This window comes from Streptomyces sp. 3214.6 (assembly GCF_900129855.1).
GTDB classification, from domain to species: Bacteria; Actinomycetota; Actinomycetes; order Streptomycetales; family Streptomycetaceae; genus Streptomyces; species Streptomyces soliscabiei.
The window spans coordinates 1,131,637-1,155,604 of the sequence record NZ_LT670819.1 but is presented as its reverse complement, the minus strand read 5'-3'; the positions used below and the strand labels follow the sequence as shown (position 1 = coordinate 1,155,604).

Sequence of the window (23,968 nt, the reverse complement as noted above, 5' to 3'; positions counted from 1 at the left end):
TGCGGAGATGACCGATGCCATCAGTGATGGGATTGCTGGAGGAGCGGGAGGCGGCTGCCCGGGTGCGGGCGGAGGAGCTTCGCGCGGAGCATCACTCGGCCACGCGGTCGCGTCCCGTCCGGCGCGTTGCCGGACTCGCGGGCGTGATGTGCCGGGCGCCACAGGGGTCGGGCAAACGGATTTCCGCCCGACTGGTTCCCCGTCCAAGAACCTGGCCGCATGCCATCCCGCACGACCCCGTCACGGCCGTCAGCAACGCCAACTCGACCCTCGCCACCGCGGGCCTGACCAACACCCGCCCGTACCAGATCAACGAGTACGCCGCGCGCCAGCAGCAGAACCCCGGTGGCGGCGGCTGGTTCATCAGCCGTCTGGAGCGGGCCGGCGCCGACGGCCTGCGCTCCAACTGGGGAGGAGGCCCCAGCCTGCACGACTAGGCGGCGGCTGCGTCGTGGAGGCGGAGGACATGGGGACGAACTCGGTCGCGATGGTGATGCCGCAGACCGCCGCCACGACCCTGGCGATCGCGGTGAGCAGCGGCAGCCCGGCCGCGAGCAGCGACCCGAAGGTGATCACGAGGACGAATGCGGCGACGACGAGCCCGACCATTTCCGCGTGACCTGGGCGTAGGCGATCGTGCCGTCCTTGCTGACCAGGCCGCCGGCGAACGGCTCGGACACCTTCGCCACCTGCGGAGCGGCCTTCAGCTCACCGACGAGGGCGTCGATCTCGCTCTTGTTGGCCGCGTCGGTCAGTTTCTGCCCCTTGGGCGCCTCGAAGACGAACCGTGCGGTCGCTCCGCCGGCGGATGCCTGCGGGAACTCCTTCCCCAGCAGGTCGATGGCCTTCTGGGACTGGGTGCCGGGCAGGGTGAAGTCGTCGGTCGTGGTCCCGGAGACACTGCCGGCGCCGATGCCGACGGCGGCCGGCACCACGATCCACGCCATCAGGAAGAGTCGTCGTCGCCGGAAGGCCAGCCGGCCCAGGCGGTACAGGAAGGTGGCCACGGAAGTACTCCCACCAGGAGAAAGAAGCTCGCCAAGGACATCGGGCCCAGCTCTCGGCCCGGCCCTGCGCCCAAGCTATGAGCGCTTCCCGGTCCCGGCCCGGCACCACAGGACCGAATCCGTGCGGGGCCCGGTACCGCGGTACCAATGCGGTGGACGTACGGCCCGTTCGCCTGTTGACGTCGACTAGATACCGAGTGTAGATACTGAGGTATGACTGTCCCTCTGGCGCTCCTCGGACTCCTCGAACGCGAGTCGAGCCACGGCTACGACCTCAAGCGCGACTACGACATGTACTTCGGCCGCGGGAAGCCGCTGCCCGCCGGGCAGGTCTACTCGACCCTGAGCCGCCTCGCCCGCGACGGGAAGGTCGAGGTCGGTGAGACCGAGCCCGGGTCGGGGCCGGACCGCAAGCGCTATGTGATCACCGAGTTGGGGGTCACGGAGGTGGAGACCTGGCTGACCGAGCCGGTGGCGAGCGAACCGCATCTGCAGACGGTGCTGTTCACCAAGGTCGTGATCGCGCTGCTGCTGGAGCGCGATCCGCGCGCGTACCTCGATGTCCAGCGTGCCTCCCACATGGAGCGGATGCGGGAGCTGACCGAACTGCGCCGGACCGGCAGCACGATCGACTCGCTGCTCGCCGACCACGGCGTGTACCACCTGGAAGCCGATCTGCGGTGGATCGACCAGACCGTGGCGCGGCTCGCCGCCCTGACGGCGGAGGTGCGCTCATGAGCGCGGACGAAGACTTCCTCGTGGAAGCGCGGGACGCCGTCCTGTCGTTCGGGCAGACGCCCGCGCTGCGGGGTGCGAATCTCTCCGCCCGCGCCGGCGAGATCCTCGCCGTCACCGGGCCGAGCGGCTCCGGCAAGTCCACGCTGCTGCACTGCCTGGCCGGGATCCTCGTACCCGACTCCGGCGAGATCTGGTTCGACGGCCGCCGTATCGACACCCGGCGCGAGCCCGAGCGCAGCGCGCTGCGCCGGGACCGCTTCGGCTTCGTCTTCCAGTTCGGTCAGCTCGTCCCCGAGCTGACCGCCGAGGAGAACGTCGCCCTGCCCCTGCTCCTCGCCAAGTCCCGCAGGGCGAGCGCGCTGGCCGAGGCCAGGCCGTGGTTCGGGCGACTCGGCCTGGACGGTCTCGAGAGACGCCGGTCCGGTGAACTCTCCGGCGGGCAGGCACAGCGGGTCGCCCTGGCCCGGGCCCTGGTCTCCCGGCCCAAGGTGCTGTTCGCCGACGAGCCGACCGGGTCGCTCGACTCGCTCACCGGCGAACATGTGATGGACCTGCTGGTCGCCTCCGTGCGCGAGGAGGGCACCACCGTCGTCCTCGTCACCCACGAGCCGCGGGTGGCCGCCTTCGCGAACCGGGAAGTCATCGTCCGCGACGGCAAGGTGACACCGCTGTCCGTCGGACGGCTCGCCTCGTGATCCGCCTCGGCCTGCGCCTCACCCTGAGCGGCGGCAGAGAGGCTGCCGCCCGCCTCGCCGTCATCACGGCCGCCGTCGCACTCGGCGTCGGCCTGCTGCTGAGCATCCTGGCGGCCATCAACGCCACCGCCACCCAGAACAGCCGCAACGCCTGGCTCAACACCGGCACCGGCCAGAGCGCGTCCAGCCGGTCGGCGGGGAACGCGGACACGGACCCGCTGTGGTGGCTGCTCAGGGCGGACCACTTCGACGGCAAGACCATCGGCCGCGTCGACGTCGCCGCGACCGGACCCAACTCCCCGGTCCCGCCGGGCCTTTCGCGCCTTCCCGGACCGGGCGAGTTCTACGCCTCACCAGCCCTCGGCAAGCTCCTCCACTCCACGCCCGCCGCCGAACTCGCCGACCGCTATCCCGGCCACGAGATCGGCACGGTCGGCAAGGCGGCACTCCCGGGCCCCGACTCCCTGGTCATCGTCATCGGCCACAGCCCCGACCAGCTCGGGAAGCGGCACGACGCCACCCGGGTCACCTCGATCACCACCGCGACCCCCAGCAGCTGCAATGGCACGAACTGCACGGTCAGGGCGGGCATCGACAGCCGCGGCATCAAGCTCATCCTCTCCGTCGCGGGCACCGCCCTGATCTTCCCGGTGCTCATCCTCATCGGCACGGCCAGCCGGCTGGCCGCCGCCCGCCGCGAGCAGCGCTTCGCCGCGATGCGCCTGGTGGGCGCCACACCGCGGCAGATCTCGATGCTCTCGGCCGTCGAATCGACGGTCGCCGCGGTCATCGGCACAGCTGTCGGCTTCGGCCTCTTCTTCCTGTTCCGTACGCGACTGGCGGCGGTCGACCTCACGCAGACGCCCTACTTCACCAGCGACCTCACGCTCCGGACCAGCGACATCCTTCACGTCGCCGTCGCCGTCCCCGTGGGGGCCGCGATCGCGGCCCGGATCGCTCTGCGCCGCGTGCAGGTCTCCCCGCTCGGGGTCACCCGGCGCGTCACCCCGCGCCCGCCGCGCGTCTACCGGGTGATCCCGCTGGCCGCCGGTATCGCCGAACTCTCCTACACCATCGGCCGGGTTCCCAGGAGCACCAACGGCCAGATCTGGGTCTTCGTCCCGGGCATCCTGCTGGTTCTGACCGGCCTCGTCATCGCCGGGCCCTGGCTGACCATGGCCGGAGCCCGCGTCCTGGCCCGGCTCACCAGCCGGCCCGCGCTGCTCGTCGCCGGCCGGCGGCTCGCGGACGACCCGAAGGCCGGCTTCCGCGCGGTCAGCGGGCTGGTCCTCGCCCTGTGCGTCACCAGCGCGGCCGTCGGGATCATCGGCGCGCTCAACGCCGAGCGCAGCATCCCGCAGACCGGCCGAGCGGTCGCCGGCGCCCTGGACGCCAACTACGCCCGGGACTTCGACCCCGCTACCGGACGTCAGATCGGCAACGTGCCCCCGCTCCCGAAGGCCGCGGTCGGCGACCTGAACTCCGTACCGGGCGTCAAAGGCGTGCTGATGATCCACACGAACCCGCTCGGCACCACCGACCCCACCATTCACGGTCGACCCGGCGTCGGGACTCCGCCGGTCGCCGGCCTGGCCTCGTGCACGGAGCTTGCGAGGATGCCGGCCAACAGCGCATGCACCCCCGGAGCCCAGGCGGCGTCGGTCGCCCAGAACTACGGCAGCTTCGGCACGTACCACTGGATGCACTGGCCTTCGGCATGGCCCGCCGCCGACATCTCCGCCCAGCGCCTCGCCCGGCTCCCGGTCCAGGAGATCGTCGTGGCCACCGACGGGTCGACGTCGGCGATCGAACGTGCGCGCACCATCCTCGCGAACACGTATCCCGACCGCGACATGCCGTTGACCGTCCGCGAGGACCATGCCCAAAGCGGCGCACAACTCGCCGGATACCAGCAACTGGCCAACGTGGTCATCCTGGTCAGTTTCCCCATCGCCGGCTGCAGCCTGGCCGTGAGCGTGGCCGGGGGTCTGCGCGACCGCAAGCGCCCCTTCAGCCTGCTGCGGCTGACCGGCACACAGCTCGGAGTGCTGCGAAGGGTCGTACTGCTGGAAAGCGCGGTCCCGCTCCTGGTGGTCGCGGTGGTGGCGATCGGGATGGGCTTCCTGGCCGCCCAGCTGTTCGTCCAGGCACAGTTCGACTACTCGATCCGGGCACCGGGGATCCAGTACTACGCGATCGTGCTCACCGGGCTGGTCGCCTCGCTGGGGGTCATCGCATCCACGATGCCGCTGCTCAGACGGATCACGGGCCCCGAAGCGGCACGCAACGAGTAGGAGGAAGGCCAAGCCGGTCGTCGGATGCTGCCCGATGCCGCCCTCGACCCACAAGGGCCGGGGGCGTTCCGGTGGGCGGCGGGAACAGCGGGTCCGGCCGGCGCTGTTGCACCGGCCGAGAGACCGGCGGCCGCGGTATGCCCGGTCGTCCGGCATCTGATACTGAGGGGCGACCGGGCATACGCCCGCCGCGGACTCGGACCGAGGCCTTTCCTACAGGAGGACTGTTTTCATGAACGACCGGCCCTTGACGCTCATGGCGGTACACGCCCACCCCGACGACGAGGCCACCGGAACGGGAGGCGTCCTCGCCCGGTACGCGGCGGAGGGCATCCGCACGGTCCTCGTGACATGTACCGACGGCGGTTGCGGCGATGGACCGGGGGGTGTCAAACCGGGTGACCCCGGGCACGATCCGGCGGCTGTCGCCCGGATGCGGCGTCAAGAACTGGCGGCAAGCTGCGACGTCCTGAAGGTCAGTCATCTGGAGATGCTGGACTACGGCGACTCCGGGATGATGGGCTGGCCGGCCAATGACGCGCCCGGATCCTTCTGGCAGACACCCGTGGAGGAGGGCGCTGCCCGACTCGCGGAACTCTTTCGGCGCTACCGGCCCGACGTGGTGGTCACCTACGACGAGAACGGCTTCTACGGCCACCCCGATCACATCCAGGCCAACCGCATCACAATGGCTGCGCTGGCGATGACCGAGCCGACACCGAAGGTGTACTGGACGACAGCGCCCCGCTCGATGATGCAGCGGTTCGGGGAGGTCATGCGCGAGTTCGGCGGCGAAGCACAGGAGCCGGATCCCGCCGAGGCCGCCGCGCTGGCCGAGATCGGGCTCCCCGACGAGGAGATCACCACCTGGGTGGACACCACCGCGTTCGGCGCCCAGAAGTTCGATGCGCTGGCCGCGCATGCCAGCCAGGGCGAGAACATCTTCTTCCTCAGGATGGGACAGGCGAAGTTCACCGAGTTGATGGGCGTCGAGACCTTCGTACGCGTCCAGGACACCACCGGCGCGGCGGTGCCCGAGAACGACCTCTTCGCCGGACTGCGCTGATCCGCCCGCCCAGCGGCGGCCCTTGGTCATGAGGGTGGTCCTGCCCGGTCGTGCGGCGGTCACTCGACCGCCGGTCCCCGCGCCCGGGCAGGGCTGTGGAGGCGGGTGCCCAACACAGGATCGCGCGCGCCCCCCGAGCTGTCGTCGGCGACGGCGCAGCTCAGTGCCATCTCGGCCGCGATGGTGGCCGGCCTGTGCACGAGCGCACGACCGGCCGACCTGCCCCCACACAGGCGCCGGTGACCGACCGTGCAGTTGGGACGCCTAAGGGTGACGGGGCCGCGGACGGTGTGCTTCGTCGTTGACGGTCTGTGGCTGCTTCTGGGTTGCGGCCCAGGTCGCCAGCAGGGTGAGGCCGTCAGCGCTGGGCGTACCGGGATGCGCGGTGTAGGTGGTGATGGAGACGTCCACGTCATGCTTGGCCCAACGGGTGCTGAAATCCGCGCTGCGGGTGGAGAGTTCGCCGATGAGTTCGGTCACCTGCCGGTCCAGCGGGTCCCGCCCGGCGGTCGCGCGGAGTAGTTCGGTGGCTGCTTGCCCATGGTGAACAGGCCGGCGTACAGAGCGCGGCCCAGGTCGTTGGCCGCGAGGAGATCGAGACGGGCGTTCTGCACCACGGCGGGAACACTCATGGAGGCCGAGGCCGGCGCCGCAGCTGCTGCCCGACGCCCCACGGCTGATGGGTGGCTGGCCGCGGAGTGCGGTGTGGCAGCGGTGGTGGTTGTAGGTGTGCAGGAAGTCTGCCAGGGCCGTCGTTCGCTCGGTGTTTGAGGTGTAGGACCGCAGGTAGGCCCATTCCTCGAGCAGGGTGCGGTTGAAGCGTTCGACTTTGCCGTTGGTCTGCGGCCGGTAGGCGCGGGTGAGCTTGCCGGTCGCGCCGAGGTCGGCCAGGGCCTGCTGCCAGGCGAAGCTCTTGCGATGGGGCCAGGCGTTGTCGGTCAGGACCCGCTCGATGCGGTCGATGCCCGATGCGGCGAAGAATGCTGCGGCCCGGCGCAGGAAGCCCGCGCAGGTGTCGGCCTTCTCGTCGCCGTGGATCTCGCTGTAGGCCAGGCGGCTGTGGTCGTCGACGGCGGAGTGGACGTAGTCGAAGCCCATGGAGCTGCGGGTGGCGCGGCCGGCTTGGCGGCCGAGCACCTTGTGGCCGCCGCCGTCGGGGATCCGGCCGAGTTTCTTGACGTCCACGTGGACCATCTCGCCGGGGCGGTCGCGTTCGTAGCGGCGGATGACCTGGCCGGTGGGCCGGTCCAGGAAGGCCAGGCGGTAGGGCCGCGATCGCCGCCGTCCACGACGAGGCGGACTCGCCCGACAGCACCGACTGGCCCGAGATCCTCGGACTCTACGACGTCCTCGTCCATCTAGTCCCCAGCCCTGTCGAACGCCTCAACCGTGCCGTGGCCATCGCCATGGTCCACGGACCGAAGGCTGGTCTGGCCGAACTGGACGCGCTCGCACCGGAGTTGACCACGGGCCACCGCCTGGACTCGGTCCGCGCCCACCTCCTGGAACGCGCCAGCGACCCCGAGGCCGCCCGAGCCGCCTACGAGTCGGCCGCCGCGAAGACCCTGAGCCTCCCCGAACAGCGCTACCTCCGGGCCCGTGCGGCCCGCCTCGGAGACATCACCTGACGTGTCGCTTAGGCCCGAGCTGACGCACGTCACCGCACGGACGAGGGTCGGCGGGCGAGAGCGAGGCTTGTCAGCGTCGTGATCGCCATGGCGCCGATGCCGACCAGCGCCGCGGTGGTGTAGGCGCCGTCGTGGGGGAAGAGGTGGCCGGGGGCGGTGCCCGCGGTGAGGATCAGGCCGCCGATGGCGCTGCCCAGGGAGTACCCGACGCTGCGGACGACGTAGTTGAAGCTCATGGCGCTCGACGTCTCGCTCTTGGGGGTGACGGCCAGGATGACGCCGGGCATCGCGGCCGAGAAGCCGCCGACGCCGATGCCGAGCACGCCCATCGCCGCGAACAGTTCGGCCAGGTCCGACCGGGCCGTCGCGAACAGGGCGAACCCGCCGCCGACCACGACGGCGCTGCCGGCCAGGAGCAGGGGGTCGGCGATCCGCGTTCGGACCCGCGGCGTGAGCTTGCCGGCGACGAACCCCAGCACCGAGAACGGGATGAGGACCAGCCCGGCGACGAAGGTCGTCAGCCCGAAGCCGTAGCCGGCGCCGTGCGGCGTCTGCGCGTACCGGGTGATGAGCGTGAGCAGGAGGTACATGCCGATCCCGCCGACGAACATGGCGAGGTTCGCTCCGGCGACCGCCGGGTGCCGCACCGCCCGCACATCGACCAGGGGCGTCGTGCTGCGCAGCTCGATGACGGCCCAGACGCAGAGCAGCACCACCGCGACGAAGGCGAGGCCCGCCGCCATGGCGAGGTGCCGGCTCCACAGATTCCGTTCGCCGGCGAGGAACAGCACCAGGAGCAGCGCGGCGGCCAGGACGACCGCGCCTGCCACGTCCACATGGGCGGAGCGGCCTTCGGGGGCTTCGGGCATGGAGCGCCACGCGGTCAGGAGGGCGGCGGCGGTGACGACCAGGCCGAGGCCGTAGGCGGCCCGTACCCCGCCGAGCTCGGCGAGCAGTGCGGCCAGCGGGTAGCCGACGCCGGCCCCGATGATCGAGACCACCGAGATCAGGGCGATCACGGCCGCGCTGCGCTCCTCGGGGAGGTGGTCCCGGGCCACGCCCATCATCAGCGCCGTCAGCCCGAGCCCGACGCCCTGGGCCGCCCTGCCGGCCAGCAGCCACGCGAACGGCAGCGGCAGCACGGTGAGCGCGCTGCCGGCGACGACGACCGCCAGCGTGGCGAGGATCGTGGCCCGCCGGTGCGGGCCGGCTCCGAGCCGGCCCAGGACCGGTGTGGCGACGGCGCCGCTGAGCAGCGCGACGGTCAGCGTCCACTGCGCGCTGCCGAGCGAGACGTGGAACGAGGTCGCCACGCTGGTGATGAGCGGCGTCCCGAGGCTGGCGACCGCCGCCACGACCAGAGCGATGAACATCAGGGCGGGGACCAGCAGCGCCTCGGAACACGCCACCGGGAACGCCTTCGCCGCGACCCTGCCGACCGGCTGCCCCGTCACTGCTTCGGCCCTTCGCGGTCCTGGCTTTCGAGCTCTGCCAGATGCCTCAGCGCCGGAAGGGCCGCCACCAGCGCCTCGACCTCGTCGCCGGTGAGCTCGCCGATCAACCGCTCGAAGGCGTGGACGCCCGCCTGGCGCCGCGTCCGGACATAGGAGGCGCCCGCCTCGGTCAGGCACACCAGCGTGACCCGCTTGTCGGACGCGTCGCCCCGCCGCTCGACCAGGCCGGACTCCTCCATCACCCGGACCAGGGCGGTCATCGCGGGCTGGGTGACGCCCTCGACCGTGGCCAGATCGGTGATGCGCCGCGGGCCGGTCCGGTCCAGGGTGGCCAGGGTGGCGGCGGACGTCAGGCTCATGTCCCGGGGCAGGCGTCTCGTGGCCCTGGTGGCCAGGCCGTAGAGGGCTGCCCCGATGGCGGCGGACGCGCCAGGATCGGTGTCATGACGACTCATGCTCGAAGCATAGCATTTTTATATTCATAGCTTATGTAAATGCGGGAACGGAGGCCGGTCGTCGGTCATGACCGACGACATGCTCGACACCGTCCCCCCCGGCGCCGGGGGAGCAGGGAGTCCGCCGAGCAGATCCAGTCCGATCTGATCGTCCCTACCGGCAAGCGCAAGGGGTTCTGGATGTTCCATCACGCCTACTGAATCTGTTGGGTCTCCACAAACCGTTAGCCGAGCGCTCGGCCCGCGACGACGTGCCTCGTCGGCCGATCGGCTCCGACCCCAGGTCAGCGCACCCTCCCGCGGGGTTTGAGGGGGGTGTCGGGCAGGGTGGGGGCGCGCAGCGGAGCTCCGTCGTAGCCCTTCACCTCGCCGAAGCGGGTTCCTCTCGCCCAGTCGTCGCGAGCCTGCACGATCTCTTCCTGGGACCGGCCGACGAAGTTCCACCACATGACGAGCTCCTCCTCGAAGGGCTCGCCGCCGAGCAGCATCAGGCCTGCGTCGGACTCGGCCCGCAGGGGAAGTTCGGTGCGTCCGCAGCCGAGGTAGAGCATCGAGCCCGGCAGGACGGGCACCCCGTCCACATGTACCTCGCCCGACATCGACAGCACGCCGTACTCGAAGTCGGGCAGGAGCGGCAGGCGTACGTCGGCGCCGCGGGCGAGCGCGAGATCGGCGCCCACGATGGGGGTGTACGCCGTGCCGGGTGAGGTGGAGCCGTCGAGGTCGCCGAGGAGCACGGTGGCCGTGAGGCCGGGGGCGGTGACGGTGGGCAGGTCGGCGTGGTGCTCGAAGTGGGGGTCGGTGTGCCGGTGGGCGTTCGGCAGCGCGACCCAGAGCTGGGCGCCGTGCAGGTAGCGGGCGTGCGGCCGGGGGCTCTCCTCGGAGTGGCTGATCGCCCGGCCCGAGGTCATCAGGCCCAGTTCCCTGGGCCGGATGGTCTGCAGGCTGCCGGTCGAGTCGCGGTGCAGCACCTCGCCCTCGTGCAGCCAGCTGACGGTCTGCAGTCCCATGTGCGGATGCGGCGGGACCTGCATGCCCGGCTCGTCGGCGATGTCGTCGGGGCCGTAGTGGTCGACGAAGGCCCAGGCGCCGATCATGCGCCGTCCGAGGTTCGGCAGCAGTCGGCGCACCTCGGTCGACTCGCCGAGCTTCACCTGCCGGGGGCTCAGCAGCTCGCGGACTGGTTCGGCGACGACGAATCCGCGGCCGCCGCACACACTCGGTACGGGCGCACGGTCAAGGTTGCTCATGCGGCACAACTTAGCGGTCGGATGTGGAGTTCCGCAGAAGGACCCGGGCAGGCCCTGGATTCGCCGTCCGCCGGTGCCTCAGCCGGTCAGGGTCTCGGCGAGTTCCGTGGTGGCGCGCACGATCTCGGTGTCCGGCTCGGCGAGCAGCTGGCGAAGGACGTCTCGCTGGGCGTGCACGGCGTCGCGGGCCGCGCGTTCCCAGCCCACGTAGTCGTCGGGGTGGTGGAGCAGCTTGGGGTAGGCGGCGGCCGTGGTCTCCCACTGACGGGTGTCGGCGATGCTCTTCAGCAGGCGCAGGATCTCCGCACGGCAGGTGACCTGGGGGAGCCGGACGAGTTCCCACAGGAACGGCACCGTCGCCGCCGTCGCCTCGTCGACGACGAAGCCGAACTGGCAGATTCTTCGGCGCAGTTGGCCGAGGGCGGACTCGGCGCTGTCGGCGTCGCCCCGGGCGACGGCGGTCAGCAGGATCGGGATGTCCGCGGCGGACCCGGTGGAGTCCTTGATCTCGGGCCACGGCACATGTCCCAGGTCCTTCAGCGGTGCGGTTCTCTTCGTGGCAGTCATGTCAGGTGTCAGCCGTCGGTCGGGGATCAGGGCTGTAAGCGGGTCGGCAGCATGGCCCAGACGGTCTTGCCCACGGGGGAGCGACGCGTCCAGCCCCAGTGCTGCGAGAGGGCCTCGACGATGTGCAGTCCGCGGCCGTGTTCCAGGAGGGTGTCGTCGGCGTGCGGGTAGACGGGCAGGCCGTCGCTCGGGTCGGTGACGGCGCACACGAGGTGGGAGCGGCGCAGGGTGAGTCTGAGCCGTACGTCGAACTCGTCGGCCGAGGGGCGGGGGAGGCCGTGCAGGACCGCGTTGGCGGCCAGTTCCGTGACGACCATCACCGCGTCGTCACTGCAGTGGCCCAGGGACCAGCAGTCGAGGGTGTGGTGGGTGAAGTCCCGTGCCTGGGCGAATCCTTCCCGGCTGCCCGTGAGGTGCAGGGCGGCGGTTCTGGGCGAGTCACGCACGGAGACGGACTCATGGCTCCGGATCTGCGCAGGTGATGACACGGTGCATCTCCCTGAAGCGACGTCAGGACGGGGCGCCAGAAGTGTGGTTGACGGCATGGTTATTATCCACGCTGACGATGTCCTCGTGCAATTTCACGGGAAATTGCGCGTACGAGCGAGGAGAGTGCAGTGCCGTCAGTGCCGAACGGAGTACGGGCGAGCTCGTTGGGCGTCCGCTGGATCAAGAGCAGCCACAGCAACGCCGAGGGCAACTGTGTGGAGGTCGCGGCCCTGGACGGGGGAGGCGTCGCGATGCGCAACTCCCGTGATCCCGAGGGGCCGGCCCTGGTGTACACGCCGGCCGAGCTGGCCGCGTTCGTGGCCGGGGCGAAGGACGGGGAGTTCGACCATCTGGTGTGAACGCCGCGTGGGGGTCGCGTAAGGACCATGTGAGGGTCCGGGGCGGACTCGGCGGGCGGGCTCCAGGGGGCGGCTCGTGGTCTCCCGATGGAGCCGATTGCCTTGCCGCGTGCGGCCGGAGGGCTTCGGATGCGATACTTCGGTCTGTCGTCTGCCGGTCCACGGGGAGTCAGGATGTCTGCCGAGTCGTCTCGCGTCTCCCGCCTCGAACCGTATCTGAACCGTGCCGAGCCCGCCCCGACCTTGCTGAAAATGCTGGTCGGTGTGCAGTTGGCGGGCATCCGGGAGGATACCGGTCTGTCCCAGGACCAGGCCGCGCGCGCCATCGGTTTCAGCCCGGCGAAGCTGTCGCGCATCGAGGCGGGCAAGGGACGCAGACCGCCCGTCGAGGCGGACGTCCGCGCGCTCCTGTCACTGTACAAGGCCGACGACCATGAGGCTTCGGTGCTGCTCCGGTTGCTGCGGCAGGCGGGCGAGCCGGGCTGGTGGCAGCGCTACGACAAGCGGCTGATGCCCGAGTGGTTCGACCGCCTGGTCGGGTTGCAGGAGGCGGCCACCGCGATCCGTACCTTCGAGATCCAGTACGTGCCGGGCCTGTTGCAGACTCCCGCGTACGCGCGGGCCGTCGTGGAGCGCGGGCTGCCGTCGGCGACGTCTCGGGAGGTCGAGCGCAGGGTGGAGCTGCGGACGCGGCGCACCGAACTGCTGCGGAGACCGGACGCCCCGCGGGTGTGGGCGATCCTCGACGAGTCGGTGCTGCTGCGGGTGCTGGGCAGCCGCGAGGTCATGCGCGAGCAGCTCGCCCATCTCGTGGAACTGGCCCGGCTGCCCCATGTCACCGTCCAGGTCGTGCCGTTGGACGTCACCCATGCCTCCGCGCCGGCCATACCGGTCACCTATCTGCGCTTCGGCGGCGCCGATCTGCCCGATGTCGTCTACCTCGAGCAGATCAGGAGCGCCACCTTCCTGGAGGATCAGGACGAGACGGAGGAGTACCGCGTCGCGCTGGACCGGCTGGCCGACGAGGCGCTCAACCCCCGTGAGTCGCAGGCCCTGTTGGCTGCCATCGCGAAGCAGCGCTACAACTGACCGCCGGACCCGACCCCAGCTACAGCCCCAGCCGCAGTCCTGACCGCAGTCCCAGCCCCGGTCCTGGCCTCAGCCGCAGTGCTGACCGAGGCGGCCCACCCCGCCGAACTCGATCCACTCCTTGGTGAGTTGGCGAGGGGCGACCTCGGTGTCGGGGCGCCAGGTGGAGACCTCCACCAGTCCCGGGTCGAGGATGTCCAGGCCCTCGAACAGTGCGGCGACGTCCTTCTCCTGGCGGACCCGGCCCCAGTGGCCCTGGGTGGCCTTGTCCATGAAGTCGGTGACGAACTCCCTGACCGCCGGGTCCTCGCTGACCAGCTGACACATCACCAGATAGCTGCCGGGGGCGAGGCGTTCGGTCACCCGGCGGACGACCGCCTGGGGTCCGTCGGTGTCGCTGTCTGGGATGCAGTGGAAGACCGAGTTGAACAGCACCGCCACCGGCTGCGAGAAGTCGATCAGGCGCTCGGTGTCCTCGTGGCCGAAGATGGCCTCCGTCTCCCGCATGTCGGCGTGGATCACGGTGGTCCGTTCGTCCTGCTCCAGAAGGGCCCGGCCGTGCACGAGCACCATGGGGTCGTTGTCGACGTAGACGACGTGCGAGGTCGGGTCGATGCGCTGGGCGACCTGGTGGACGTTGTCCTGGGTGGGCAGGCCTGAGCCGTGGTCGAGGAACTGCCGGATCCCGTACTCCTGGCTCAGGGTCTTCACGACCCGCTGCAGGAAGCGCCGGTTGTTCAGTGCGAGGACGCGGGTGCTGGGGACGACCTTGTCGAGTTCCTCGCAGGCGGCGCGGTCGGCCGCGTAGTTGTCCTTGCCGCCCAGGTAGTGGTCGTACATGCGCGCGGCCGTCGGAACAGTGGCATCGATCGACGTGGACAGCTGTTTGCCAGGCTGCATCTCTTCCCCCAGATCCCCGCCGTGCCCCGGACTGGCGCGGCCGACAACACATCCTAGGGAAACGGCAATTGACGGCACCACCCCTTGATCGACAGTTCCCCTGAAGGTGTCCGACCGAGAGCGGCATTGGACTGCTGGTCCAATTCCTGGACTCGTGGTCTAATGACGGTCATGGATTACCGGGAAGCCGAGCGGGACGCGACGCTGCGTGCGCTCACCCCCGTCGTCGACGGGATCGCGGCCACCTTCGGGCCGGTGTGCGAGGTGGTGCTGCACGACTACCGGCGGCCGGAGAAGTCCGTCGTCGCCGTCGCGGGGTCGGTGACCGGGCGGACGGTCGGCGGGGCGATGAGCGAGATCGGCATGCGGGTCCTCGCCCGCGGCGACGACGCCCTCGACGAGCTGAACTACGTCACCCGCACCGACGCCGGAAGGCTGGTGAAGTCGTCCACGATGGTGCTGCGCGACTCCACGGGCGCGGTGTTCGGCGCGCTCTGCGTCAACGTGGACGTCACCGAGGTGGACCGGGTGCAGGGACTGCTGGCCGCGCTCGCCGGGACGCCCGGAGGGCCGGCCGACGCGCCCGTGACCACCTTCGGCGACGACATCGACTCCGTCGTCGACGCCCTTCTCGACGCCCAGCTGACGCGCCAGGACCAGACCTGGGCCGGCCTCGACCGGCCGCGTCGCCTGGCCCTCTTCCGCGGTCTGGACGAACGCGGGGTGTTCGCCGTGCGCCGCGCGATCGAGCAGGTGGCCGCCCGCCTCGGCATCTCCCGGGCCTCCGCCTACAGCTACCTCTCCCAGGCCAGAGTCCCCCGCCCGACCGCGGCGAACGGCGCCGACGACACCCCCGATGGAGCCCACCCGTGACGACCGCACCCCTGCCGATCACCCTCGACGACGTCCGCGACGCGGCCGCCCGCCTCAAGGGTGTCGCGCACCGCACCCCCGTGCTGCGCTCGCGCACCCTCGACCGGATCGTCGGCGCCGAGGTCCTTCTGAAGTGCGAGAACTTCCAGCGCGTCGGCGCCTTCAAGTTCCGCGGCGCCTACAACGCGGCCTCCCGGCTGGCCCCCGAGCAGCTCGCGAGGGGCATCGCCGCGTACTCCTCCGGCAACCACGCCCAGGCCGTCGCCCTGGCCGCACGCGAACTCGGGACCACCGCCTTGATCGTCATGCCCGAGGACGCGCCCCGCTCCAAGCGGGCGGCGACGGCAGGCTACGGCGCGGAGATCATGACGTACGACCGCTACGCCGGTGACCGGGTGGCCATCGGCGAGGCGCTGGCCGCCGAACGGGGCCTGGCGCTGATCCCGCCCTATGAGCATCCGCACGTCATGGCGGGCCAGGGCACCGCGGCCCTCGAACTCCTGGAGGACGCAGGGGAGTTGGACGCCCTACTGGCGCCGGTCGGGGGCGGCGGACTGATCGCCGGCAGCGCGACCGCGCTCAAGGCACTGCGGTCCGGCATCCGCGTCGTCGGCGTCGAACCGGAGGCCGGCGACGACACCAAGCGGTCGCTGGAGGCGGGCCGGCGGGTCGAGATCCCGGTGCCGCGCACCATCGCCGACGGCCAGGCCCTGCACACGCCCGGGGAGCTCACGTTCTCGGTGAACCGGCGGCTCGTGGACGGGATCGTCCTGGTCTCCGACGACGAGATCCGCGCGGCCATGCGGTTCGCCTTCGAACGCCTGAAGATCGTCGTGGAGCCCAGCGGCGCCACCCCGCTCGCCGCTCTCCTCGCCGGGCGGGTCGACGGCCTGCCCCGGCGCGTCGGAGTGATCGTTTCCGGCGGCAACATCGACGCCGGTCGCTTCGCCGAGCTGTGCGGCGGCGCCGCCTGACCAAGGCGGTTCCTTCGATTGGCGGTGCCCGGGGGACGGGCGGACCATGGAGGGAGTGGGGCTCGGCCCTCGACCGACGACGCCCAGAGCCGCCGGGGAGACCGGCCCCGGCCGTGGTGAGGTACGGCCGGAAGGAGGGAGCGTCATGCTGGAAGTGAAGACGCTCGACAAACCGGACGAGCGCCGCGATTTCCCCCGCGGCCACCTGGAGGCCGTCCACATGACAGGTCTCGACTTCGCCGTCGGGACCTTCGAGCCGGGATGGCGCTGGTCGGAGTCCGTGGCGCCGATCGCCGGAACCAAGAGCTGCCAGGTGCACCACAACGGCTATGTGGTCCAGGGTCGCATGCGCATCACGATGGACGACGGCGGCGAGGGCGAAGTCGGCCCCGGTGACGTCTTCGTGATCCCGCCGGGCCATGACGCATGGGTCGTGGGCGACGAACAGTGCGTGGTGTACGACTTCGCCGGAGGAATGGCCAAGGACTACGCGAAGGCGAAGTAGAGCTGACCGGACAGGCCCTAGAAGGCTCATGAAGATCTTGGGGTTCTGGCCCCGCCGCGTGAGCGGTGGGGCCAGACTCGTTTCGTGGTGATGGGGGAATGGGCCGGGGACACGGTCGGGCCGGATGTGTGGGAGACGTGCCGGGAGTTGATTCCGGCGGGGAGTGTGTTCGCGTTTCTGGCCGAGCACCGTGGTGCTCTGTTCCCGGCTCATATGTTCGCGGACATGTACCCGTCGGCGAATGGACGGCCGAGCATGCCGCCGCAGATCCTGGCTGCGGCGATCACGCTGCAGGCCCTGCACGGGCTGTCGGACTTCGAGACGGTGCAGGAGCTGCGGTGTGACCTGCGGTGGAAGGCCGCGTGCGGGCTGGGCCTGAACGACCTGGCGTTTGACCCGTCTCTGCTGGCCTACTTCCGCCGCCGTCTGGCCTGCTCGGCCCGGCCCAACCGCGTCTTCGAGGCCGTGCGCGAGGTGGTGAAGGCCACCGGTGTCCTGGGCGGCAAGCACCGGCGGGCCTTGGACTCGACGGTGTTGGACGACGCGGTGGCCACCCAGGACACCGTCACCCAGCTGATCGCCGCCGTCCGTGCGGTGATCCGCGAAGTCCCCGGCGCCGCCGAGGTCGCGGCCGTGCAGTGCACCGCGCACGACTACACCGATCCCGGCAAACCCCGCATCGCCTGGAACGACGAGCAGGCCCGCGCGGAACTCGTCGACGCCCTGGTCACCGATGTGCTGCGGCTGCTGGGCCACCTGCCCGACCAGCAGCTGGACGAGAAGGCCGCGAACGCCCTCGGCATCCTGGCGCTGGTCGCAGGACAAGACGTGGAGCCGGCCGAGGACTCCGACGGCCGCGACGGACGCTGGCGCATCAGCAAGGGGACCGCTCCGGGCCGCGTCGTGTCCACCGTCGACCCTGAAGCCCGCCACATCCACAAGACCCGCACCCACCAGCAGGACGGATACAAAGCCCACCTGGCCATCGAGCCCGAGACCGGCTTATACACGGCCGTGGCTCTGCGGCCCGGCGCCGGAGCCGAGCACCACGAGGCCACCGTCGGCCTGGATCTGCTGGCCGACGAGGAGAGTCCGGTGGACGCCTTCGGCGACACCGCCTACTCCGCCGGCGACATGCGCCAAGCCCTGCACCAGGCGGGGCACCGGCTGTTCTTCAAGCCCGCCCCGCTGCGGCCCGCCGTCCCCGGCGGCTTCACCCTGGACGACTTCGCCATCGACACCGCCGCCTCCGCGGTCACCTGCCCCGCCGGGCATACGGTTGCCCTGTCGGGCCCCGGCGGACAGCACAACCAGCGCAAGGCGGCCTTCGGGAACCTGTGCACCGGATGCCCCCTCCGCGAGCGGTGCACCAAGGCCAAGGCCGGCCGCATCCTGACCATCCGCCCCCACCACGACCTGCAAGCGGCCGCCCGCCGCCAGGCCGCCACCGACCCGGACTGGCAAGCCGACTACCGCCGCTGGCGACCACCAGTCGAACGCGCCGTCGCCTGGCTCGTCCAGCACGGCAACCGCAGACTCCGCTACCGCGGAACCATCAACAACAACACCTGGCTTCACACCCGAGCCGCCGCCCTCAACCTCCGCCGACTGATCAACCTCGGACTCACCCACACTGGCGGCCGCTGGCGACTCACCCCGGCCACCACATAGCGAACAGGGGCTGCCCGGCCTCCGGCCGGACAGCCCCTCACCAAGATCTTCATGAGCCTTCTAGACCGGGAGCAACCGGCCCACCAGGACGCCGAGTTGGTGGGCGTTGCGGCACTCGTGCATCGCGACCAGCTCGGCGTACTCGGGTGCGGCCGAATCGCCCGTGCCCCACTGGGTCCGGGGCTCGGGGTTCAACCAGTGCACATGCCGGGCCTGTTCGGCGATCTGACGGAGCGCGGCCAGGTTGGGGTCGCTCATGTTGGTGCGGGCGTCGCCGAGCACGAAGACCGTGGTGCGCGGGCCGACCGCGGAGCCGTAGCGCTGCGCGAACTCGCCCAGGGCGGCCCCGTAGTCGCTGCTGCCGTGGTAGCCCATGATCCGCGCTTCGCCCTGGATCCGGGCGCCGAGGCCCTCGGGGTCGGCGGCGCCGTGCTGGAGCAGCCCCGTCACTTCGTCGATCCTGTTGACGAAGGCGAACACGCGCACCTTGCTGAACTGGTCGTGCAGCGCCTGCACCAGCAGCATCGTGAAGTCGGAGAACCCGGACACCGAGCCCGACACATCGCACAGCAGCACCAGTTCGGGGCGAGCCGGACGCCGACGGCGCAGCACGGGCCGCATCGGCACCCCGCCCGTCGACAGGGAGCCACGCAGGGTGCGCCGCAGATCGATCGTGCCCCGGGACGCCCGGCGGCGGCGCGCCGCCATACGCGTGGCCAGTCTGCGGGCCAACGGCTGTACCGTCCGCCGCAGTTCGGCCAGCCGGTCCCTTCCCGCGTACAGGAAGTCGACCCGGTCGGCGGTCGGCGCCACCGCCCGCCGGGCGATCTCGTCGCGCCCGCGCCGCTCCGCCACCCGCCGCCGCGCCTCCCCGGCCACCAGGGCACGGAAGGCCTGGATGCGCCGCCGGATCTCGTCCTCCAACAGCCGGTCGGTGAAGCCGGAGCCGCTGCCCCGGGCCCGGATGTCGTCCCGCACCCGCGCCAACAGCGTCTGCGGGCGCAGCCGTTCCAGGGTCTGATGCGAGGACCAGCCGTCCGCGCCCGGTGAACTCCCGTACCCGCCCAGCCCGTCGACCGCCTCGATCGCCAACCGGCCCAGCATCGCCTCGTCGTTCGCGGCGAGCGCGGCGGCGAGCCGGTCGCGCAGGTCGTCCCGGTCGCCGGGCTCGTCCTGGGGAGCGCCGACGCCGCGCGGGAAGTACAGGTCGAAGACGGTGTCGAACAACCGCCGTTGGTCCGGCGAGTGCAGCAGCGTCGCGGCCAGTCCCTCGCGCAGCAGCACGCGGTCGGCGAAGCCCAGTGCCGCCGTCGCCTCGGCGGCGTCCACCGTCTCGCCGGTGCCGACGCGGACGCCGTGTGCGCGCAGCGCGGCGACGAAGCCGACCAGACGGTCGGCGACATCGGCGCTCACACGGCGTCCAGGTCGAGCTTCGCACCGGCCTTGAGGACGTCGTCCTGGTGCTTGAGGATCACGCCCAGACTGTCGCGTACGACGCTCTCGTCGAGGGTGGTGGCGCCGAGCGCGAGCAGCGTGCGCGCCCAGTCGACGGTCTCGGCGACGGAGGGCGCCTTGCGCAGATCCATCGCGCGCAGCGCACCGACCACCCGGACCACCGACTCGGTGAGCGCCGCGTCGATGCCGGGGACCTTCAGCCGGACGATCCGCCGCTCCAACTCCTCCTCGGGGAAGCCGATGTGGAGAAAGAGACAGCGGCGGCGCAACGCCTCCGACAGCTCACGGCCGGCGTTCGAGGTGAGGACGACGAAGGGGCGCCGGGTCGCGGTGATCGTGCCCAGCTCCGGGACGGTGACCTGGAAGTCGCTGAGCACTTCGAGGAGCAGCCCCTCCATCTCGACGTCGGCCTTGTCGGTCTCGTCGATCAGCAGGACCGTGGGTTCCTCGCCCCGGATGGCGGTCAGCAGCGGGCGCGGGAGGAGGAACTCCTCGCTGAAGACGTCGGTGCGGGTCTCGTCCCAGCTCTCGTCGCGGCCCGCGCTGATGCGCAGCAACTGCTTGGCGTGGTTCCACTCGTACAGCGCCCGGGACTCGTCCACGCCCTCGTAGCACTGCAGCCGCACCAGCCGGGCCCCCGCGGCCTGGGCCACCGCCTTGGCGAGCTCCGTCTTGCCGACCCCGGCCGGGCCCTCCACGAGCAGCGGCTTGCCGAGCCGGTCGGCGAGGAAGACGGTCGTGGCGACGGCGGGCGAGGCGAGATAGCCGGTCTCGGCGAGCCGGGCCGAGACATCGTCGACGGACGTGAACAACGGGGCCTCCGGGAGTCGAACACGGCTGGACAGGTCCGATCACATATCTAAGCGCTTGTTCACCTCCCTTGTCGATGTTTGCCGATGCGGTCGATGGAGGGCGTTGTCAGTGGCGGCACGTACGGTGCACGCATGGGTGTCTATCTCGTGAGTGTGAGTCCACACGACTGGTCGGTTCCGGGCGAGGACGGCTATGGAGACGTCGCCTTGGCCCTCGACACGGAGCTGGCGCGGCGCGGACTGCCGCCGTACGCACCGAAGGCCCCCGCGGCCCAGGGCTGGTTCGAGGAGAAGATGAGCCCGTCGATGGACGGCTTCGTCGAGCTGTGCCGGGCGCGGCTGTCCCCCCAGGAGGGGCACACCCTCCTCGACTGGTCGCTCATGGTCCCGTTCGCGCTGGAGGAGGCCATCGAGCTGCCCGTCGGCTCCGCGTACGCCGACGAGACCCTGGCCGTCGGAGCGCCGTATGTCCTCGCCCTCGCCGAGCGGCTCGCCGCCGCCCTTGGCCTGCCGCTGGACCTGATACCGGCGACCTTCGGCAACCTCGAACTGACCCTGTGGTTCCTGGAGGGCGAGGCGGAGCAGGCCGCGGCGCACCGGCCGGGCCCTTGGGCCGAGGACCTGGCCGCCGCGTTCTACACGGCCGTGTACCTGCGGGCCGCCCAGTACTCCCTGCGTCACGGCTGCGCGCTGACGTACTCCTGAGCAGTCGCCGTCAGCGCACCAGGATCACCTCGAGCGTGCGTGGGCCGTGCACCCCCTCCACCCGGTCCAGCTCGATGTCGCTGGTGGCGGAGGGGCCCGAGATCCAGGTCAACGGGCGACCGGGATCGAGCCGTTCGAGCGCCTGGGGGACGGACGCCACGACCTGGTCCGGGACCCGTACGACACAGATGTGGTGGTCGGGGACGAGGGTGATGCGGCGACGGCCCTGGTCGGGGCTGCCGTCCAGCACGATCGTCCCCGTCTCGGCGATCGCGACCGCGCACGCCGTGACCACGCTGCCGACCCGGTCGAGCTCCCGCGCGGTGCTCTCGGCAAGGTCCTCGACCCGCTCGGCATCGGTCTCGGCGAGCCACCGAGGGTCCAGACCCGGCGGCACGACCACCGACTTCGCTCCGCGCTCACCGAGCAACCGCCCGATCACGGAAGCCAGTTCAGCCTCCGGACACCGGTGCACGAGCGCCCGGTAGTCCGCCAGGTTCTCCGCCAGCAGCTCCAGCGTCTCCTCGACGCCCAGGCCGCCGTGCTCCCGCAGATAGTCGCGCGCGACGGCCTGCTCGTACTGGGGGTCCCTCCCAGGCCCTTTAGGCACTGGGGGAGTGTCGTCCTCCGGTACGTCGGCGAGCGCGCGCCGCACCCGGCCCAGGATCCGCTCCCTGCTGCTCACGCTGTTCACTTCGTCGCTCCCTTGCCGGTGGTGCCACCGTTCGTACGCTGCCACCAGTCACGGAACGGCTCCGCCGGTACGGCCGGCAGATCCCGTGTGCCGCTCCACGCCTTGCCCGGACCGGGCAGGACACGCGGGTGCAGGCGGCGCGTGCGGGAGGCGAGCCGCTGGCCGGTACGCAGGGCGCCGGGGCTGCTGAACGCCCAGCGGGCCGCCCGCATCGCGGCGCGTTCGGCGGCATGGCCCTTGGCCGGCTTCAGGACCACCTTGTTGCCCTCGCGGACCACCGGCCCGCCCTCGACGACCCGCTCCCGCAGGTGCACCAGCACCTCCGGGATGTCGATGGCGACCGGGCACACCTCGTAGCACGCGCCGCACAACGACGACGCGTACGGCAGCGAGGCGTCGATCTCGCTCTGCGTGCCCCGCAGTTGCGGGCTGAGGATCGCGCCGATCGGGCCCGGGTAGACGGAGCCGTAGGCGTGGCCGCCGGCCCGCTCGTACACCGGGCAGACGTTCAGACAGGCCGAGCAGCGGATGCAGCGCAGGGCCTGGCGGCCGACCTCGTCGGCGAGGGTGTCGGTGCGGCCGTTGTCCAGCAGCACGAGGTGGAAGGTCTGCGGCCCGTCGCCGTCGGTCGTGCCGGTCCAGGTGGTCGTGTACGGGTTCATGCGCTCGGCCGTCGACGAGCGGGGCAGGGTCTGCAGGAACACCTCCAGGTCCCGCCAGGCCGGCACGATCTTCTCGATGCCGACGACGGAGATCAGCGTCTCGGGGAGCGTCAGGCACATCCGCCCGTTGCCCTCCGACTCGACGACGACCAGGGTGCCGGTCTCCGCGACCATGAAGTTCGCTCCGGAGATCCCGACCTTGGCCCGCAGGAACTTCTCACGGAGGTGGAGGCGGGCGGCCTCGGCGAGTTCGGCGGGCGTGTCGGTGAGGCCCTCGGGAGCCGGGCGCCCCCACTCGCTCATCTCCGCGCGGAAGATGTCCCGGATCTCACCCCGGTTGCGGTGGATCGCGGGGACGAGGATGTGCGAGGGACGGTCCTTGCCCAGCTGCACGATCAGCTCGGCGAGATCGGTCTCGTAGGCGCGGATGCCCTCGGCCTCAAGCGCCTCGTTGAGCCCGATCTCCTGGGTGGCCATGGACTTGACCTTGACGACCTCCCGCTCGCCGGTCTCCCTGACCAGCCGGGCCACGATCCGGTTCGCCTCGTCCGCGTCGGCGGCCCAGTGGACCGTGCCGCCGGCCGCCGTGACCGACTCCTCCAACTGGACCAGATACCGGTCGAGATGACGCAGGGTGTGGTCCTTGATCCGCTTGCCCGCCTCCCGCAGCTCCGCCCAGTCGGACACCTCGGCGACCGCCTTCGCGCGCTTGGCGCGGATGGTGTGCGTGGCATGCCGCAGATTGCCGCGCAGGGTCGGGTTGCCGACCGCCTCGCGCGCGGCCTTCGGAAACGCCGGCATCCCGACGAACGTCCCGCTCACAGCGCAGGCTCCCCTTCCGTGCTCGCCAGGATCTCCGCGATGTGCACCGGGCGCATGCCCGTCTTCAGCCGGGTCATGGTCCCGCCGATGTGCATGAGGCAGGAGTTGTCGGCCGCGCACAGCACCTCGGCGCCCGTCGACTCGGCGTTGCGCACCTTGTCGGCGCCCATCGCCGCCGAGACGTCCGCGTTCTTCAGCGCGAAGGTCCCGCCGAAGCCGCAGCACTCGTCGGCGCCGGGCAGCTCGACCAGCTCCAGCCCCTTCACCGCCTGGAGCAGCCGTCGGGGCCGCTCCCCGAGTCCGAGACTGCGCAGTCCGTGACACGTCGGGTGGTAGGTCACCGTGTGCGGGTAGTACGCGCCGACGTCCGTCACCCCCAGCACATCGACCAGGAACTCGGTGAGCTCGTACGTCTTCGGGACCACCGGCGCCAGCGTGGCGGCGAGGGTGTCCCCGCGTCCCTCGGCCCGGGCCCGCTCGCCCATCCGCGGATACAGCTCCCGCACCATCGCCCCGCAGGACCCCGACGGTGTGACGATCGCCTCATACTCCCTGAATACATCGGAGTAATGTCGGGCGAGCGGCTCGGCCTCATGGCGGTAGCCGGTGTTGTAGTGAGCCTGGCCGCAGCAGGTCTGAGCCATTGGGAAGTCGACCTCGACACCCAGCCTGGTCAGGAGTTTCACCACGGCGCGGCCGGTGTCCGGATAGAGCGTGTCGTTGACACAGGTCAGGAACAGTGCGACACGCATCGCGGCTCCAAGGGGTTGATCATCGGATGAGTGCAGGGTAACCCGACACAGA

At 71.0% G+C, this 23,968-nt stretch carries 25 protein-coding genes and 3 pseudogenes; 13 read left to right on the top strand and 15 right to left on the bottom strand.

The annotated features are described in order from the left end of the window. Positions 1–14 precede the first annotated feature (14 nt). Positions 15–437: a hypothetical protein gene (locus tag B5557_RS44435; protein ID WP_197697284.1), complete on the top strand. Its 423-nt coding sequence runs from the start codon at positions 15–17 to the stop codon at positions 435–437. On the opposite strand, the gene B5557_RS44790 is transcribed toward B5557_RS44435, so the two are convergent. Further along, positions 364–609: an MMPL family transporter gene (locus B5557_RS44790; RefSeq protein WP_231976259.1), complete on the bottom strand. Its 246-nt coding sequence runs from the start codon at positions 607–609 to the stop codon at positions 364–366. The two genes, B5557_RS44435 and B5557_RS44790, sit on opposite strands and share 74 nt — an antisense overlap. After that, positions 573–1,007 (bottom strand): MMPL family transporter, encoded by a 435-nt coding sequence (locus tag B5557_RS05160; RefSeq protein WP_231976258.1) that lies wholly within the window; start codon positions 1,005–1,007, stop codon positions 573–575. Before B5557_RS05160 ends, B5557_RS44790 begins: the two co-directional genes overlap by 37 nt. Before the next feature lie 213 nt (positions 1,008–1,220). Between B5557_RS05160 and B5557_RS05155 the strand changes: the two genes are divergently transcribed. The 4 genes from B5557_RS05155 to B5557_RS05140 all read left to right on the top strand — a co-directional run bounded on the left by B5557_RS05155 (position 1,221) and on the right by B5557_RS05140 (position 5,800). Then, complete coding sequence (locus B5557_RS05155) at positions 1,221–1,745, top strand: PadR family transcriptional regulator (RefSeq protein ID WP_079657996.1); 525 nt, start codon at positions 1,221–1,223, stop codon at positions 1,743–1,745. Next, positions 1,742–2,440 carry an ABC transporter ATP-binding protein gene (locus B5557_RS05150; protein ID WP_079657995.1) on the top strand — a complete coding sequence of 233 codons (699 nt, stop codon included), beginning with the start codon at positions 1,742–1,744 and terminating at the stop codon, positions 2,438–2,440. The genes B5557_RS05155 and B5557_RS05150 overlap by 4 nt, the downstream gene beginning before the upstream one ends. Further along, positions 2,437–4,734, top strand: coding sequence for an FtsX-like permease family protein (locus B5557_RS05145; RefSeq protein ID WP_079657994.1), 2,298 nt, complete (start codon positions 2,437–2,439; stop codon positions 4,732–4,734). The genes B5557_RS05150 and B5557_RS05145 overlap by 4 nt, the downstream gene beginning before the upstream one ends. 232 nt (positions 4,735–4,966) lie before the next feature. Then, positions 4,967–5,800: a PIG-L family deacetylase gene (locus B5557_RS05140; protein ID WP_079657993.1), complete on the top strand. Its 834-nt coding sequence runs from the start codon at positions 4,967–4,969 to the stop codon at positions 5,798–5,800. Between the two features lie 264 nt (positions 5,801–6,064). Here the strand turns inward: B5557_RS05140 and B5557_RS46120 are convergent. Together B5557_RS46120 and B5557_RS05130 are read right to left on the bottom strand one after the other, a co-directional pair. Then, positions 6,065–6,432 (bottom strand): annotated as a pseudogene (locus tag B5557_RS46120) (MmyB family transcriptional regulator). Between the two features lie 40 nt (positions 6,433–6,472). After that, a pseudogene (locus B5557_RS05130) lies at positions 6,473–7,063 on the bottom strand (integrase core domain-containing protein); the annotation flags it as partial. Between B5557_RS05130 and B5557_RS05125 the strand changes: the two are divergent. Continuing rightward, a pseudogene (locus B5557_RS05125) lies at positions 7,063–7,428 on the top strand (RNA polymerase sigma factor); the annotation flags it as partial. The pseudogenes B5557_RS05130 and B5557_RS05125 overlap by 1 nt on opposite strands. A gap of 29 nt (positions 7,429–7,457) precedes the next feature. On the opposite strand, the gene B5557_RS05120 reads toward B5557_RS05125, so the two are convergent. The 5 genes from B5557_RS05120 to B5557_RS05100 all read right to left on the bottom strand — a co-directional run bounded on the left by B5557_RS05120 (position 7,458) and on the right by B5557_RS05100 (position 11,600). Next, complete coding sequence (locus tag B5557_RS05120; RefSeq protein ID WP_079657992.1) at positions 7,458–8,882, bottom strand: MFS transporter; 1,425 nt, start codon at positions 8,880–8,882, stop codon at positions 7,458–7,460. Continuing rightward, entirely contained in the window at positions 8,879–9,241 is a 363-nt protein-coding gene (locus B5557_RS05115; RefSeq protein WP_079657991.1) for a MarR family winged helix-turn-helix transcriptional regulator, read from the bottom strand. The genes B5557_RS05120 and B5557_RS05115 overlap by 4 nt, the downstream gene beginning before the upstream one ends. Before the next feature lie 380 nt (positions 9,242–9,621). Then, a complete protein-coding gene (locus B5557_RS05110; protein ID WP_079657990.1) occupies positions 9,622–10,587 on the bottom strand; it encodes a pirin family protein in 966 nt (321 codons plus the stop codon). A 78-nt stretch (positions 10,588–10,665) separates the two neighbouring features. Beyond that, complete coding sequence (locus B5557_RS05105; protein ID WP_231976256.1) at positions 10,666–11,154, bottom strand: hypothetical protein; 489 nt, start codon at positions 11,152–11,154, stop codon at positions 10,666–10,668. A 26-nt stretch (positions 11,155–11,180) separates the two neighbouring features. Beyond that, positions 11,181–11,600, bottom strand: a complete 420-nt coding sequence (locus tag B5557_RS05100; protein ID WP_231976255.1) for an ATP-binding protein — start codon at positions 11,598–11,600, stop codon at positions 11,181–11,183. Between the two features lie 171 nt (positions 11,601–11,771). Here B5557_RS05100 and B5557_RS05095 point away from each other — a divergent pair, with 171 nt between their 5' ends. Continuing rightward, on the top strand, positions 11,772–12,002 hold the full coding sequence (locus B5557_RS05095) for a DUF397 domain-containing protein (protein WP_079657987.1): 231 nt from the start codon (positions 11,772–11,774) through the stop codon (positions 12,000–12,002). 174 nt (positions 12,003–12,176) lie between these two features. Beyond that, entirely contained in the window at positions 12,177–13,091 is a 915-nt protein-coding gene (locus B5557_RS05090) for a helix-turn-helix domain-containing protein (protein WP_079657986.1), read from the top strand. A 69-nt stretch (positions 13,092–13,160) separates the two neighbouring features. Here the strand turns inward: B5557_RS05090 and B5557_RS05085 are convergent, their stop codons facing one another. Continuing rightward, the gene (locus tag B5557_RS05085) at positions 13,161–13,991 is read right to left on the bottom strand and encodes an SAM-dependent methyltransferase (protein ID WP_079657985.1); all 831 of its coding nucleotides are present in this window, start codon (positions 13,989–13,991) and stop codon (positions 13,161–13,163) included. A gap of 162 nt (positions 13,992–14,153) precedes the next feature. On the opposite strand from B5557_RS05085, the gene B5557_RS05080 reads away from it, so the two are divergent. The 4 genes from B5557_RS05080 to B5557_RS05065 all read left to right on the top strand — a co-directional run bounded on the left by B5557_RS05080 (position 14,154) and on the right by B5557_RS05065 (position 18,014). After that, on the top strand, positions 14,154–14,864 hold the full coding sequence (locus tag B5557_RS05080; protein WP_443031335.1) for a helix-turn-helix transcriptional regulator: 711 nt from the start codon (positions 14,154–14,156) through the stop codon (positions 14,862–14,864). After that, positions 14,861–15,838 carry a pyridoxal-phosphate dependent enzyme gene (locus tag B5557_RS05075; RefSeq protein ID WP_079657984.1) on the top strand — a complete coding sequence of 326 codons (978 nt, stop codon included), beginning with the start codon at positions 14,861–14,863 and terminating at the stop codon, positions 15,836–15,838. Before B5557_RS05080 ends, B5557_RS05075 begins: the two co-directional genes overlap by 4 nt. A 145-nt stretch (positions 15,839–15,983) precedes the next feature. Then, positions 15,984–16,343 carry a cupin domain-containing protein gene (locus B5557_RS05070; RefSeq protein ID WP_079657983.1) on the top strand — a complete coding sequence of 120 codons (360 nt, stop codon included), beginning with the start codon at positions 15,984–15,986 and terminating at the stop codon, positions 16,341–16,343. Between the two features lie 90 nt (positions 16,344–16,433). Then, positions 16,434–18,014: an IS1182 family transposase gene (locus B5557_RS05065; RefSeq protein WP_079657897.1), complete on the top strand. Its 1,581-nt coding sequence runs from the start codon at positions 16,434–16,436 to the stop codon at positions 18,012–18,014. A 60-nt stretch (positions 18,015–18,074) separates the two neighbouring features. On the opposite strand, the gene B5557_RS05060 is transcribed toward B5557_RS05065, so the two are convergent. Both B5557_RS05060 and B5557_RS05055 read right to left on the bottom strand, forming a co-directional pair. Next, positions 18,075–19,427, bottom strand: coding sequence for a vWA domain-containing protein (locus tag B5557_RS05060; protein WP_079657982.1), 1,353 nt, complete (start codon positions 19,425–19,427; stop codon positions 18,075–18,077). Beyond that, the gene (locus tag B5557_RS05055) at positions 19,424–20,281 is read right to left on the bottom strand and encodes an AAA family ATPase (protein WP_079657981.1); all 858 of its coding nucleotides are present in this window, start codon (positions 20,279–20,281) and stop codon (positions 19,424–19,426) included. The genes B5557_RS05060 and B5557_RS05055 overlap by 4 nt, the downstream gene beginning before the upstream one ends. Positions 20,282–20,413: 132 nt before the next feature. On the opposite strand from B5557_RS05055, the gene B5557_RS05050 reads away from it, so the two are divergent. After that, positions 20,414–20,986, top strand: coding sequence for a hypothetical protein (locus B5557_RS05050; protein ID WP_079657980.1), 573 nt, complete (start codon positions 20,414–20,416; stop codon positions 20,984–20,986). A 10-nt stretch (positions 20,987–20,996) separates the two neighbouring features. On the opposite strand, the gene B5557_RS05045 is transcribed toward B5557_RS05050, so the two are convergent. The 3 genes from B5557_RS05045 to B5557_RS05035 are packed head-to-tail and all read right to left on the bottom strand — an operon-like array spanning position 20,997 to position 23,916. After that, entirely contained in the window at positions 20,997–21,671 is a 675-nt protein-coding gene (locus B5557_RS05045) for a LutC/YkgG family protein (protein WP_079664600.1), read from the bottom strand. 5 nt (positions 21,672–21,676) lie between these two features. Beyond that, entirely contained in the window at positions 21,677–23,164 is a 1,488-nt protein-coding gene (locus B5557_RS05040; protein ID WP_079657979.1) for a LutB/LldF family L-lactate oxidation iron-sulfur protein, read from the bottom strand. Continuing rightward, positions 23,161–23,916, bottom strand: coding sequence for a (Fe-S)-binding protein (locus B5557_RS05035; RefSeq protein WP_079657978.1), 756 nt, complete (start codon positions 23,914–23,916; stop codon positions 23,161–23,163). Before B5557_RS05035 ends, B5557_RS05040 begins: the two co-directional genes overlap by 4 nt. Positions 23,917–23,968 lie beyond the last annotated feature (52 nt).

Excerpts from the sequence above, each read along its gene's own strand:
- B5557_RS44435 (WP_197697284.1), top strand. The coding sequence starts at position 15 with ATGCCATCAGTGATGGGATTGCTGGAGGAGCGGGAGGCGGCTGCCCGG.
- B5557_RS44790 (WP_231976259.1), bottom strand. The coding sequence starts at position 609 with ATGGTCGGGCTCGTCGTCGCCGCATTCGTCCTCGTGATCACCTTCGGG.
- B5557_RS05155 (WP_079657996.1), top strand. The coding sequence starts at position 1,221 with ATGACTGTCCCTCTGGCGCTCCTCGGACTCCTCGAACGCGAGTCGAGC.
- B5557_RS05150 (WP_079657995.1), top strand. The coding sequence starts at position 1,742 with ATGAGCGCGGACGAAGACTTCCTCGTGGAAGCGCGGGACGCCGTCCTG.
- B5557_RS05140 (WP_079657993.1), top strand. The coding sequence starts at position 4,967 with ATGAACGACCGGCCCTTGACGCTCATGGCGGTACACGCCCACCCCGAC.
- B5557_RS05115 (WP_079657991.1), bottom strand. The coding sequence starts at position 9,241 with ATGAGCCTGACGTCCGCCGCCACCCTGGCCACCCTGGACCGGACCGGC.
- B5557_RS05110 (WP_079657990.1), bottom strand. The coding sequence starts at position 10,587 with ATGAGCAACCTTGACCGTGCGCCCGTACCGAGTGTGTGCGGCGGCCGC.
- B5557_RS05105 (WP_231976256.1), bottom strand. The coding sequence starts at position 11,154 with ATGACTGCCACGAAGAGAACCGCACCGCTGAAGGACCTGGGACATGTG.
- B5557_RS05090 (WP_079657986.1), top strand. The coding sequence starts at position 12,177 with ATGTCTGCCGAGTCGTCTCGCGTCTCCCGCCTCGAACCGTATCTGAAC.
- B5557_RS05085 (WP_079657985.1), bottom strand. The coding sequence starts at position 13,991 with ATGCAGCCTGGCAAACAGCTGTCCACGTCGATCGATGCCACTGTTCCG.
- B5557_RS05080 (WP_443031335.1), top strand. The coding sequence starts at position 14,154 with ATGACGGTCATGGATTACCGGGAAGCCGAGCGGGACGCGACGCTGCGT.
- B5557_RS05070 (WP_079657983.1), top strand. The coding sequence starts at position 15,984 with ATGCTGGAAGTGAAGACGCTCGACAAACCGGACGAGCGCCGCGATTTC.
- B5557_RS05065 (WP_079657897.1), top strand. The coding sequence starts at position 16,434 with ATGGGGGAATGGGCCGGGGACACGGTCGGGCCGGATGTGTGGGAGACG.
- B5557_RS05050 (WP_079657980.1), top strand. The coding sequence starts at position 20,414 with ATGGGTGTCTATCTCGTGAGTGTGAGTCCACACGACTGGTCGGTTCCG.
- B5557_RS05035 (WP_079657978.1), bottom strand. The coding sequence starts at position 23,916 with ATGCGTGTCGCACTGTTCCTGACCTGTGTCAACGACACGCTCTATCCG.